We start from the raw sequence: 12,721 nt of genomic DNA, 5'->3' as shown, positions 1-12,721 counted from the left end.
GCTGGCGTTGCGCGCCAGCCACTCACTTTCCAGAGCCTGCCGTGTCCGAACCGTCCTCCGCCGTCCCGCCTACCGAGCCGCCAGACTACGACGCCTTTTTGCGCGCCCATGTGCTGAGCCAGCCTCTCAGCATCCAGCGCTATGACCGGGAAGACGAAACCATCTGGGTCAAGCGCGCGGGCGCCAGCAACCCGGCATGGCGCTATCGCGCGCTGGCCCTGCTCGCCTTGTGCCTGCGCCTGCCCGTGCTGCGGCCCGTGCCCAATCCCGGCGGCCACGAAGCCATCCGCACCGAGGTACGCCGCCTGCGCCAGCTGGCGCAGCGCGGCCTGCGCGTGCCTGCCGTGCTGGCCGAGTGCGAGGACGGCTTTGCCATGCGTCACCTGGGCAGCCCCGGCGTGGAGGCGCCCTCGCTGGGCAATGCCATGGAAGCCGCCCTGCCCCGGAGCGATGGCAGCACGCTGGCGCTGTGGCTGCAGGGCCTGCAGACCCTGCAGCAGGTGCATGGCAGCGGCGACTGCCTGAGCCAGGCCTTTGCGCGCAACATGGTCTGCTGCGCCGATGGCGTGATCGGCTTCATCGACTTCGAGGACGACCCCGCCGCCCACCTGCCCCTGGCGCTGTGCCGCGTGCGCGATGCCCTGTGCTACGCCCACTCCACGGCCTGGATACTGGAGCAGGCCGGCGCCATGCCGGCCGCGCGCACGGCCTGGCGGGATTTCGTGCAGTCCATGGAGCCCGAAACCCGCGCCCTGATGGCGCGCACCGTGAAACAGCTGGCCTGGGTGCGCCGCCTGCCCGAAAGCCGCCGCCTGGGCCGCGACATGCAGCGCGTGCGCATGGCCTACACGCTGGTGACGCCGTAGCGGCAGCGGGTTGCAGGCCTCAGCCGGGCCTCAGCCTGGCAGATGGCCCAGCGAGGCGCTGACGCGCGCCGCTTCGGCGCGCAGGGCCCGGGCCACCGCGCCCTGCGGGTCCGGGTCGAAGCCGCCGCTGGCGCCCAGCGCGCATAGCACGCCCACCACATGGCCCGTGTAGTCGTGCAGCGGCGCCGCCACGGCACTGATGCCCGGCAGGTTGACGTCGCGCACCGAGGCGCAGCCCGCAGCGCGGATCTCGCGGCGCAGCGTGCCCAGCGGGTCCGCGCCATCGAGCAGCGCGCGCCGCGCGGCCGGCGCCTCGGCCAGCTCCCGGGCCAGCAGCGCATCCACGCGGGCATCGTCGTCCATGAAGGCGAAGAAGGCGCGCCCCGTGGCCGACCACAGCAGCGACATCACCGAGCCCACGCGCACATTGACGGTGACCGGCAGGCCCGGCTCCTCGAAGCGCACGATGGTCGGCCCCAGGTTACCCATCACGGCCACGAAGCTGGTGACCTGCAAGGCCTCGCGCAGGTGCAGCAGGGCCGGCTCGGCCAGGCGGATGGGGTCGGACTGTCGCATGGCGGCCAGGCCCACGCGCATGGCCTCGGCCGCCAGCGCGTACTGCGTGCCACCACGGTCCTGCTCCACCAGCCCCTCGGCCATCAGGCTGGCCAGGTAGCGGTGGACCTTGGCCGGGCTTTCCTCCACCGCGCCCGCGATGGCCGTGAGGCTGGCGCGTCCGCCCAGCGTGGCCAGGGCCTTGAGCACGGCCAGGCAGGTCTCGGCGGCCTGCACGCGCTGGCGCCTTTCGCGCGGCGGCGCGGGCTCGTCGATCTCGGAGGCAACAGTGGAAGTCATGGCGTCAGGGCGGGTCTGGAAAGGCCTGTTTTAAGGGCTGGCGGGGCATTGTGCCGCAGCTTGCGGGTAATCCCTGGCGGTGTTTTTACGCAATGCGTAGAAAAATTACGCAAAACAAGATTCCATGGATTCCACCCAGGCCTCACCGGAGACAAGCCCCATGCACAAGCGCCTTTTCCTCACCACACTGGCCGCAGGCCTGCTATCGGCCACCGCCCTGCCCGGCGCGCTGGCCCAGGACGGATTCCCCAGCAGGAACGTGCGCTGGATCGTTCCCTACGCGGCCGGCGGCGGCTCGGACTTCCTGGCCCGCACCATAGGCCAGGCCTGGGGCGGCCAGGTGCACCAGCCCATCGTGGTGGACAACCGCCCGGGCGGCAACACGGCCATAGGCGCCTCGGAAACCGCGCGCGCCGCCGCCGATGGCTACACCGTGCTGTCGGCCGACAACGGCACCCTGGTCTTCAATCCCGTGCTCTACAAGAGCCTCAGCTACAACCCCGCCAGGGACCTCGCGCCGGTCACGCTGATGGGCCGCTTCCCGATGATCCTGGTGGCCGGCCCCGGCATGGCAGCGGCCACGGCCAAAGACTTCCTGGCCCAGGCGCGCACCAGCAAGGACGGCGTGAACTACGCCTCGGCCGGTGCCGGCAGCCCGCACCACCTGGCCATGGAACTGCTCAGGGTGGAGGCCGGCCTGAAGCTGGTGCATGCGCCCTACAAGGGCGCGGCGCCGGCCCTGGGCGACGTGGCTGGCGGCCAGGTGCCCGTGATGATGGTGGACTTGGCCGCGGGCGCAGGCTTCATCAAGGGCGGCAAGGTCCGCCCGCTGGCTGTGGCCAACGCCACGCGCCTGCCCCAGTTGCCCGACGTGCCCACCTTCGCCGAGCTGGGCCTGCCCAAGGTGCAAGCCGCCGCCCTGGTGGGACTGGTGGCGCCCGCCAGGACCCCGGCCCCGGTCATCGCGGCCCTGCACAGGCAGGTCGTGGCCGCGATCAACGAGCCCGCCGTGCGCCAGAAGCTCGTGGATTTCGGCGTGGAGCCCGTGGGCAACACGCCCGAGCAGTTCGCCGCGCTGCTGGCCAGCGAAAGCACGCGCTGGCACCAGCTGATCCGCGACCAGAACATCACTTTGGATTGACCCTCCGCGCCTGCCTGCCTGCGAACCTGCCATGACTGCCTCCGCCGCCCCCGACACCGCCCCGTCCGCCTTTGCGTCCGGCTCTGCGCCAGCCTCCGCGCGCTGCCCCTTCGACCACCGCCAGCCCAGCGGCCAGACCGGCCCCACGGGCTGCCCCGTCAGCGCGGGTGCCGCGGCCTTCGACCCGTTCAGCGACGGCTACCAGCAGGACCCGCCCGAATATGTGCGCTGGGCGCGCGAGCAGGAGCCGGTGTTCTACAGCCCGCAACTGGGCTACTGGGTGGTCACGCGCTTCGACGACATCAAGGCGGTGTTCCGCGACAACATCGCCTTCAGTCCCTCGATCGCGCTGGAGAAGATCACGCCCACGGGCGAGGAGGCCAATGCCGTGCTGGCCTCCTACGGCTTCGCGCTGAACCGCACCCTGGTCAACGAGGACGAGCCCGCCCACATGCCGCGCCGCCGCGCGCTGATGGACCCGTTCACGCCCGAGGAGCTGCGCCACCACGAGCCCATGGTGCGCGAGCTGGCGCGCGCCTATGTGGACCGCTTCATCGACGACGGCCGCGCCGACCTTGTGGACCAGATGCTGTGGGAGGTGCCGCTGACCGTGGCCCTGCACTTTCTCGGCGTGCCCGAGGAGGACATGGACAAGCTGCGCGAGTACTCCATCGCCCACACCGTCAACACCTGGGGCCGGCCCCGGCCCGAGCAGCAGGTGGCCGTGGCCCATGCGGTGGGCAACTTCTGGCAGCTGGCCGGCAAGGTGCTGGCCAAGATGCGCGAGAACCCCGATGCGCCGGGCTGGATGCAATACGGCATACGCAAGCAAAAGGAGCTTCCCGAGGTCGTCACCGACTCCTACCTGCACTCCATGATGATGGCCGGCATCGTGGCCGCGCACGAGACCACGGCCAATGCCACGGCCAACGCCGTCAAGCTGCTGCTGCAGCATCCCGGCGCCTGGAAGCAGATCTGCGAGAACCCTGCGCTGATCCCCAATGCCGTGGAGGAATGCCTGCGCCACAACGGCTCGGTGGCCGCCTGGCGGCGCCTGGCCACGCGCGACGTGGTGATCGGCGGCGTGGCCGTGCCGGCGGGCTCGAAGCTGCTCATCGTAACCTCGTCGGCCAACCACGACGAGCGGCATTTCGCCGATGCCGACTTCTTCGACATCCACCGCGACAACGCCGGCGACCACCTGACCTTCGGCTATGGCTCGCACCAGTGCATGGGCAAGAACCTGGCGCGCATGGAGATGCAGATCTTCCTGGAGGAGTTCACACGCCGCCTGCCCCACATGCGGCTGGCCGAGCAGCGGTTCACCTACGTGCCCAACACCTCGTTCCGGGGCCCCGAGCACCTGTGGGTGGAGTGGGACCCGGCCCTCAACCCCGAGCGCGCCCGTCCCGCCCTGCTGCAGGCGCGCCAGCCCGTGCGCATCGGCGAAGCCCTGCAGGGCGGCGCCAGCCGGCCCATGGTCGTGGCCGAGGCCGAGGCTGCCGCCGAAGGCGTGCTGCGCCTGCGCCTGAAGGCCGCCGATGGACACGCCCTGCCGCGCTGGACGCCGGGCTCGCACATCGACCTGCAATGCGGCGACACGGGCCTGTCACGCCAGTACTCGCTGTGCGGCGACCCGCAGGACACCGGCAGCTACGAGATTGCCGTGCTGCGCGAGGCCAACGGCCGTGGCGGCTCGGCCTGGGTGCATGAGCATCTGCACCGCGGCGCCACCGTACAGGTGCGGGGCCCGCGCAACCATTTCCCGCTGGACGAAGGCGCCAGCCACCTGATCCTGGTGGCCGGCGGCATCGGCATCACGCCCATCTCGGCCATGGCACGGCGCGCCAGGGCATTGGGCCTGTCCTATGAGATCCACTACAGCGGCCGGCGCCGCGCGGGCATGGCGCTGCTGGCGCCGCTGCTGGCCGAGCATGGCGCCAGGCTGCATCTGTACGTGGCGGAGGAGGGCCGGCGCGCCGACTACGCCGCCCTGCTGGCCACGCCGCGCGCCGGAGCCCGCATCCATGCCTGCGGACCGGCGCGCCTGCTGGACGGCCTGGAGGCCGCCAGCCGCCACTGGCCCGAGGACAGCCTGCGCGTGGAGCATTTCGTCTCCACCGTGGGGGCGCTGGACCCTGCCAGGGAGCAGGGCTTCGAGGTGGAACTGCGCGCCTCGGGCCTTGTGCTGCAGGTGCGCAACGACCAGACGCTGCTGGACGCCCTGCGCAGCGCGAAGATCGAAGTGCAAAGCGACTGCCGGGAAGGGCTGTGCGGGTCCTGCGAAGTGCCCGTGCTCGAAGGCGAGGTGGACCACCGCGACATGGTGCTCACGCGCGGCGAGCGCGCGGCCTGCACCAAGATGATGAGCTGCTGCTCGCGCGCCAGGAGCGGCCGGCTGGTGCTGGGCCTGTAGCCAGGGTTCGGGCAGCCCGGCGCCCAGAAACACAAAAGCCCCAAGGCCATCATCGGCAATGGGGCGATCGCATCGGTGGGCGCGCTTCGGGGCGCACCTGCCTCCAACCGGATTACTGGTTGGCGATTTCGAGCTCGGCGTTGCGGGCTTGCTGGATGAAATCGATCAGGGAATAGATTGCTTGGCGCATGGTGAACTTCCTTACTGAGACGCTCAACAATCACTGGCGGCATGCATCTCAAGTGCCGCGAATGCCGGGAAAACCCTCTAAGCGTTTACCCTAGATCTAAGTATAAACCACTAGATCCACCCGTGCAAAGGCACAGTTGTAAGCGCACGTCAAGATTCCGCAGAGGCGCCCAACTGCGTCCCAATGTCAGGCATGGGATGATTCAGGCTTATGACCGCGCCTTCCGTTTCTCTCGCACCCTGGCACATAGAGCCGCTGAACCCGGCCGAGGCGCCGTGGCCGCTGCTGCTGTCGGCGGATCCGTCGCGGGAAAAGGTGCGCGGCTATCTGGCGGGCTCCACCTGTTTTGCCGCGCGCGAGTCCTTCCAGCGCGAAGGCCAGCCGCCGCGTCCCGGCGGGCGCGGCGAGGTATTGGGCATGTGCGTGCTGGTGCCGCTGCGCGCCAGCGGCGATGAGGCCTCAGGCCCACCCGCCTGGGAGCTGATGAACATCGCGGTCGCGGAATCGCTGCACCACCGGGGCCTGGGCACCGCCCTGCTGCGGCGTGCCATCGAATGGGCGCGCTCCCAGCGAGCGCCGCGCATCGAGGTCGGCACGGGCAGCTTTGGCGACCAGCTGGTCTTCTACCAGCGCGCGGGTTTTCGCGTGACGGGCATAGACCGGGATTTCTTCCTCAGGCACTACACCACCCAGCTGTGGGAGCGCGGCGTGCAGCACCGCGACATGCTGCGCCTGACGCTGGAGCTGGGCACGGGCCGCTGAGGGCCTCACGGGCGAGGTGAATCACGGGAAGTGAGGGCATGGCGCGATAATTGAGACGCATTCCCATCCCATCACCTGTCCCGCCGCATGCCCGCCCATCCCCTGCCGCCACCTCCCGTCGCCGTGCTCTACGCAGACCACCATGGCTGGCTGCAAGGCTGGCTGCGCCGCAAGCTGGGTGACACCGCACAGGCGCAAGACCTGACGCACGACACCTTCGTGCAACTGCTCACCACCCGCCACCTTCCACCGCTGGACAACCCGCGCGCCTACCTGACCACCATGGCCAAGCGCACGCTGTTCTCCTTCTGGCGCAGGCGCGACCTGGAGCATGCCTACCTGGAGGCGCTGGCGGCCCAGCCCGCCATGCACATGCCCTCGGAAGAGGAACGCTATGCCATCGTGCAGGCGCTGCAGGCCGTGGACCGCGTGCTGCAGTCGCTGCCACCCACCACGCGCCGCGTGCTGCTGCTCAACCAATTGCACGACATGCCCTACCGGGAGATCGCGCTGCGCCTGGGCATTGCCGAGATCACCGTGCGGCGCCACATGGGGCGCGCCATAGCCGCCTGCTGCGCACTGGACTGCGCAACGGCGCTGCCGCAATGAGTTCCACCTCGGCCGCCGCCCTGCGCCAGCAGGCCATCGCCTGGCTGGTGGAGTCGCGCTCGGGAGCCATGACCGAGCACCAGCGCAAGGCCCTGGACCATTGGCGACAGACCGACCCGGCCCACGAAGCCGCGTGGTCCCAGGTGAGCGGCTCGCTGGAGCGCGTGCTCCAACCGCTGGCGCCCCACACCTCCAGCCATGCGTCAGCCGATGCAGCGCTGAACGCACTGCTGCAGCCCGACCGCCGCCGCAGGCACATTGCGGGCGGCGCACTGGCCGTTGCGGGCGCGGCCCTGGGAGGCCTGGTGGCCCACCGATTCACGCCTTTGCCCGGCCTGCTGGCCGATGCCCATACCGCCACGGCCGAGCGGCGCAGCCTGGAGTTGGCCGACGGCAGTCGGCTGCTGCTGGACGCGCGCAGCGCCATCGATATCGATCTGGGCGCCGACCGCCGCCGCGTGCATCTGCGCCAGGGTGCGCTGATCGCGCAGGTGCCGGCCGGCAGCCCCTTCACCGTGCAGACCCGGCATGGCCAGGCCCAGGTGCCGGCAGCGCACGGCGCGCGCTTCATGGTGCGCCTGCAGGAAGAACGCACGCAGGTGGCCGCGCTCGCGCAGGACGTGGACCTGCACACGCGGCTGGGCGCACAGTCCCCGCTGCGGGCCGGCGCCAGCGCCTGGATGGACGGGGCCGCCATTTCCGAGGCCCTGGCGCGCGCCGAGGCGGCAGCGGCCTGGCAAAGCGGCATGCTGGCCGTGGACGATTGGCCGCTGGACTCGGTGGTCGACGCCCTGCGGCCTTACCGGACCGGCCTGTTGCGCGTCGCCCCTGCCGCCTCCGGGCTTCGCGTGCTGGGCACCTTCCCGCTGGACGATACCGACCGTGCGCTGCAGGCGCTGGCCAGCAGCCTGCCCATCCGCGTGACGCGCTATCGCGGCGGCTGGCTGACGCTGATCGATGCGGCCTGAGGCCCGGTCAACGCGGGGCTCAAAAAAAACTGCGCCAGGGGTGATCACATCCGACCCGCTCGCGCGACATGTCCTGTGTCATCCCCCATTCTCCGGAGTCCACAAGCATGTCCCGCTCTCTTTTCGCATGGCGCCCCGTGGCCCATGCCGCAGCCCTGGCCGCCCTCATCGCCACCCTGCCCGCCCAGGCCCAGACCGCCCAAGAGGCCGCGGTAGCCTCCGGCGCCGAAGCCGCCCAGCGCCAACGCTATGACCTGCCAGCCGGGCCGCTGGCCCGGACGCTGCTGGCCATTGGCCAGCACAGCGGCCGCACGCTGTCGCTGGACCCCGCCCTGGCCTCGGGCAAGCAGGCGCCGGCGATCCAGGGCAGCTACACGGCGGAGCAGGCGCTGCAGGCCGCGCTGGCCGGCAGCGGCCTGGTGCTCACGCGCGATGCCCAGGGCGTGCTCGGCGTGCGGCCAGCGCCCCAGGCCAGCGCCCTGCCTGCGTCGGCAGCGCCTTTGCCGGAGCAAGGCGTCAGCCTGGCCACGGTGACCGTGTCCGGCAAGGCCCCGGGCTCGACCACGGAGGGCACGGACTCCTACACCACGGCATCGTCCAGCAGCTCCACGCGCCTGAACCTGGCTCCCCAGGAAACGCCCCAGGCGCTGACCGTGATGACGCGCCAGCGGCTGGAGGATCTGGGCACCACGCGGCTCAGCGACATGCTGGAGGCAGCGCCCGGCATCATCGTCACGCGCGACGGCCTGGGTGCCGAAAGCGACGGCTACTGGTCGCGGGGTTTCGAGATCCAGAACTACGAGATCGATGGCGTGCCGACGGCTGCAGGCCTGAACCAGTACACCCAGCACATGGCCATGTACGACCGCGTGGAGATCGTGCGCGGCGCCACGGGCCTCATCAGCGGCATGGGCAACCCCTCGGCCACCATCAACCTGATCCGCAAGCGCCCCACGGCCAGGCCCCAGACGCAGCTCAATGTCGATGCCGGCAGCTGGGGACGCCGAGGCGCGGGCCTGGACATCTCCCGCCCGCTGAACCAGGACGGCTCGGCCCGCGCGCGCCTGGTTGCGGACTACCAATCGGGCGATGCCTGGCTGGAGCGCTACCACCAGGACTCGCGCCTGCTGTACGGCATCGCCGAGGTCGATCTCGACGACTGGACCCTGTGGACCGTGGGCTTCAGCTACCTGCGCAACGATGTGGATGCGCCGATGCGCTCGGGCCTGCCGTCGCGGTTTCCGGACGGCAGTGCCACCCGGCTGCCCCGCGCCCTGAACGGATCGCCGAACTGGTCGTACAACAACCATGAGCAAAGCGGCTTCTTCACCTCCATCGAGCGCGAGCTGAGCGGCGGCTGGACCGGCAAGGTCGAGTACGCCTACGGCCAGGACCGCTACGACTCGGTCTACACCTACCTCAACGGCACGCTGCAGGCCGATGGCAGCGGCACCAGCCTGCTGCCCGTGCGCTTTCAGGGCCAGCCGCGCCAGCACAACCTCGACATGTACCTGACCGGCCCGCTCAAACTGTTCGGCCGCGAGCACGAGTTGATCGCCGGCCTGACGCTGTCGCGCTTCGAGGACAAGGGACCCACCTCCGGCAGCTGGCTCTACGACTACTCCGACTCGGCCGCAGGCCGCATAGACAACCTGTTCACCTATGACGGCAGCAATCCCGTGCCCGACTTCGCGGCCAGCGGCCGGTTCTCCACCAAGGAGCACCAGTACGCAGGCTATCTGACCGGACGTTTCCGCATCTCCGAGCCGCTGCGCCTGATCCTGGGCAGCCGCCAGATCTACTGGGGGCGCGATACCGCCAGCACGCCGGACACCGGAGAGGCCACCACCACCCGCGCCCGGGAAAACGGCGCCTTCATCCCCTACGTGGGCGCCGTCTACGACATGACGCCCCAGTGGGCGCTGTACGCCAGCTACACCAAGATCTTCAATCCCCAGGCCTCCTGGGTGCGCGACGAGAACAATGCCACGCTGGCGCCCATGGAAGGCCGGGGACTGGAGGTCGGCATCAAGGGCAGGCACCTGGACGGCAAGCTCAACTCCAGCCTGGCCCTGTTCAACCTCAAGCAGGACAACCTGGCGGTGTGGCAGGCGCAATTCCCGGGCAGCAATGTCTACAAGGCCGAGCAGAACACCACCTCCCAGGGGCTGGAGATGGAACTGAGCGGCGAGCTGGCGCCGGGCTGGCAGGTCTCTGCCGGCTATGCCAACACCCTGACCACGAATGCAGAGGGCCAGCGCATCAACACCATGCTGCCGCGCAACAGCGTCAAGCTCTTCAGCAGCTACCGCCTGGGCGGCGCACTACAGGGGCTGACACTGGGCGGCGGAGTGAACTGGCAAAGCGAGGTAGGCGACGCCACGGTACGGCAGGCCAGCTATGCCGTGGTGAACCTGATGGCACGCTATGACATCGACCGGCACTGGAGTGCGTCGGTGCACCTGAACAACGCCCTGGACCGCAAGTACTTCAGCTACGCGGGCTACTACAGCCACTACGGCACGCCGCGCAATCTGATGGTGGGCGTCAAATACCGCTTCTGAGCCAGGTTCTGAGCCCGGTCCCCGACCTCCTGCCGGCCTGGCCGGCAGGGGGCGGCCCCGCTCAGTCCGAGGACATCTTCATCAGCACCAGGCCCGAGACGATGAGCACGGCCGCGCCGATGCGCATGGCGCTGACCTGCTCGCCCAGGACCGTGATGCCGACCAGGAAGGCGCCCACGGCGCCGATGCCGGTCCAGATCGTGTAGGCCGTGCCCAGCGGCAGGCTGCGCATGGCCACGGCCAGCAGGCCGAAGCTGGCGATCATGGTGACGATGGTGATGGCGCTGGGCACCAGGCGCGTGAAGCCGTGCGATTGCTTCATCGAAAACGCCCAGACCACTTCGAGCAGCCCCGCCACCAACAGATAGACCCATGCCATGGAAAACTCCTTGTGGAGCCGGGTCGTCCCGGCGCATGCATGTCCCGATGTGGGGGAGGCCGTCCTCCTGGCAGAAGGGCTTGCGCCTTGCTGCATGGCCGCCAGTTTAGGAGAAAGCCGTCCAGTGGGCCGCACCCAGGCTGTTGCCCCGTTGCCGCCTGGGTGGTTGCTGCACAACAGCGGCCAGGGCGTCAGGCGGCCAGCGCCTCTTCCTGCTCGGCCAGCAGGATGTTGCCCACGGTGGCGCCCAGGCCGGCCACGCGCTTGCGCAGCTTGAGCACGGCCTTGTCCTTGCTGATCAGCAGTGCCTGGTGCTGGCTGGCCAGGTCCAGGAAATGCTGGTCGTCGGGGTCGGTGCAGGCAAAGCGGATGCGCGGCGCATCGGCCACGTATTCGACCGCTCCGTCAAAGGCCGAGAGCACGCCCTCGACCGTCTTGCCGTAGAAAGCCACGCGCGGCGCGATCTGGCTGTAGTGCAGCACGCGTTCGAGCTCGAGGCGCTGGGCCTGATCGGCAATCCAGCGCATCTGTCCCTGCTCCACCAGTTCGCGGATCGGCGGCACATGCGGATCGTCGAAGATCAGCATGTCAAGGACCACATTGGTATCGAGCACCACGGGCCGGGGCAGGGGACCTTCGTAGCCGTCGTTGCACTGCGGCCAGCGCAGCACGATCTTCATGGCGCGGCGCCCTCTGCCGGGCCTTCGGCGGCCTTTCTGGGCTTGACTGCGCCACGGATCATGTCGAAGCGGAACAGCCGGCATTCGATAGGGCCGTTCCACATGGGCGTGCGGCGCGCCTCCTTCAGGCGCATCTTGCCGGGCAGCTTGAGGTCGGGCGTGAGCATCCAGGCGCTCCAGCCGCTGTAGTTCTTCTTCCAGTGGGTGGCCAGCTGGCTGAAGAATTCCACGCCGTCCTCGGTCTGGGCCGTCTCGCGGCCCGCGCGCTCGACCACTTCCATGCGTTCGCCGGCGCTGCGGCCGGCCGAGCCGGCTGCGGCAATGCGCTCGCCATAGGGCGGGTTCAGCAGCATCAGGCCGGGCTGCTCGCAGGGCGGCATGCGCTGCAACGCGTCGCCACCGCGCAGTTGCACGGTCTGGCCCACGCCGGCGCGCTCGGCATTGCGCTGGGCAAAGTCCACCATGCGGTGGGACACGTCGGAGCCATAGATGGCCACGGGGCTGTCGGGCAGGATGGCGGCCTCGGCCTCGTCCAGCATGGCTTCCCACACATGCCTCTGGAAGGGCACCAGCTTCTCGAATGCGAAGCGCCGCAGGATGCCGGCCGGAATGCGGCGTGCAATCTGCGCGGCCTCGATCAGCACCGTGCCGCTGCCGCAGCAGGGGTCGTACAGCGGCTGGGGATCGTCGCCGTGCGGGTCCCAGCCCGTGGCGGCGATCATGGCCGCGGCCAGGGTTTCCTTGAGCGGCGCATCGCCCTTGTCCTCGCGCCAGCCGCGCTTGAACAGCGCCTCGCCCGAGGTGTCGATGTAGATGGTGGCCTCGTCGGTCGTCAGGTGCAGGTGCACGCGCACGTCGGGGTGGCGCGTTTCCACGTCGGGGCGCACGCCCTTCCTGTCGCGGAAGCGGTCGGCAATGGCGTCCTTGACGCGCAGCGCCGCGAAGTTGAGGCTGGTCAGCGGGCTGTGCTGGGCCGTGACCTCGATCTTGAAGCTCTCGCGCGGGGAGAACCAGATCTCCCAGGCCACTTCGCTGGCGGCGCGGTACAGGTCGTTCTCGTTGCGGTACAGGGTCTGCGACAGCTGCACCAGCACGCGCTGGGCCAGCCGGCTGTGCAGGTTCAGCAGCAGGGCGTCGCGCCACAGGCCGCGCACCATCACGCCGCCACGGCCCACCATGAGGTCGTGGCCGCTCAGGCCGGTGATCGCGTGGACCTCGTCGGCCAGAAATCCCTCAACGCCGGCGGCGCAGGGCAAAAACAGATGCAGTTGGTTCATAGCTTGGGTGCCGA

General features: G+C 69.7%; 11 protein-coding genes. 7 read left to right on the top strand and 4 right to left on the bottom strand.

What is annotated here, in order from left to right:
• Window positions 1-41: 41 nt before the first annotated feature.
• On the top strand, window positions 42-866 hold the full coding sequence (locus ACUTR7_RS28915) for a hypothetical protein (RefSeq protein WP_445610383.1): 825 nt from the start codon (window positions 42-44) through the stop codon (window positions 864-866).
• A 30-nt stretch (window positions 867-896) separates the two neighbouring features.
• Here the strand turns inward: ACUTR7_RS28915 and ACUTR7_RS28910 are convergent, their stop codons facing one another.
• A complete protein-coding gene (locus ACUTR7_RS28910; protein ID WP_013804735.1) occupies window positions 897-1,721 on the bottom strand; it encodes an IclR family transcriptional regulator in 825 nt (274 codons plus the stop codon).
• 160 nt (window positions 1,722-1,881) lie between these two features.
• Between ACUTR7_RS28910 and ACUTR7_RS28905 the strand changes: the two genes are divergently transcribed.
• The 6 genes from ACUTR7_RS28905 to ACUTR7_RS28880 all read left to right on the top strand — a co-directional run bounded on the left by ACUTR7_RS28905 (window position 1,882) and on the right by ACUTR7_RS28880 (window position 10,371).
• Entirely contained in the window at window positions 1,882-2,862 is a 981-nt protein-coding gene (locus ACUTR7_RS28905; protein ID WP_034389537.1) for a Bug family tripartite tricarboxylate transporter substrate binding protein, read from the top strand.
• 31 nt (window positions 2,863-2,893) lie between these two features.
• A complete protein-coding gene (locus ACUTR7_RS28900) occupies window positions 2,894-5,278 on the top strand; it encodes a cytochrome P450/oxidoreductase (RefSeq protein WP_445610382.1) in 2,385 nt (794 codons plus the stop codon).
• A gap of 400 nt (window positions 5,279-5,678) precedes the next feature.
• Complete coding sequence (locus ACUTR7_RS28895) at window positions 5,679-6,230, top strand: GNAT family N-acetyltransferase (protein WP_012202618.1); 552 nt, start codon at window positions 5,679-5,681, stop codon at window positions 6,228-6,230.
• 87 nt (window positions 6,231-6,317) lie between these two features.
• Window positions 6,318-6,839 (top strand): sigma-70 family RNA polymerase sigma factor, encoded by a 522-nt coding sequence (locus ACUTR7_RS28890; RefSeq protein WP_445610381.1) that lies wholly within the window; start codon window positions 6,318-6,320, stop codon window positions 6,837-6,839.
• Window positions 6,836-7,807, top strand: a complete 972-nt coding sequence (locus tag ACUTR7_RS28885; RefSeq protein ID WP_445610380.1) for a FecR domain-containing protein — start codon at window positions 6,836-6,838, stop codon at window positions 7,805-7,807. Before ACUTR7_RS28890 ends, ACUTR7_RS28885 begins: the two co-directional genes overlap by 4 nt.
• Window positions 7,808-7,914: 107 nt before the next feature.
• Entirely contained in the window at window positions 7,915-10,371 is a 2,457-nt protein-coding gene (locus tag ACUTR7_RS28880) for a TonB-dependent siderophore receptor (protein ID WP_445610379.1), read from the top strand.
• A 61-nt stretch (window positions 10,372-10,432) separates the two neighbouring features.
• Here ACUTR7_RS28880 and sugE read toward each other — a convergent pair whose 3' ends face one another.
• The 3 genes from sugE to ACUTR7_RS28865 form a co-directional block, all read right to left on the bottom strand.
• Complete coding sequence (gene sugE / locus ACUTR7_RS28875) at window positions 10,433-10,750, bottom strand: quaternary ammonium compound efflux SMR transporter SugE (RefSeq protein ID WP_013804742.1); 318 nt, start codon at window positions 10,748-10,750, stop codon at window positions 10,433-10,435.
• 191 nt (window positions 10,751-10,941) lie between these two features.
• Window positions 10,942-11,430, bottom strand: a complete 489-nt coding sequence (locus ACUTR7_RS28870) for a putative toxin-antitoxin system toxin component, PIN family (protein ID WP_012202616.1) — start codon at window positions 11,428-11,430, stop codon at window positions 10,942-10,944.
• Window positions 11,427-12,707 carry a THUMP domain-containing class I SAM-dependent RNA methyltransferase gene (locus ACUTR7_RS28865; protein ID WP_012202615.1) on the bottom strand — a complete coding sequence of 427 codons (1,281 nt, stop codon included), beginning with the start codon at window positions 12,705-12,707 and terminating at the stop codon, window positions 11,427-11,429. Before ACUTR7_RS28865 ends, ACUTR7_RS28870 begins: the two co-directional genes overlap by 4 nt.
• Window positions 12,708-12,721: the final 14 nt, after the last annotated feature.

Source organism: Delftia sp. NA_296.1 (genome assembly GCF_052692095.1).
The sequence above is the reverse complement of the archived record's forward strand: the minus strand, read 5'-3'. Positions and strand labels throughout refer to the sequence as shown.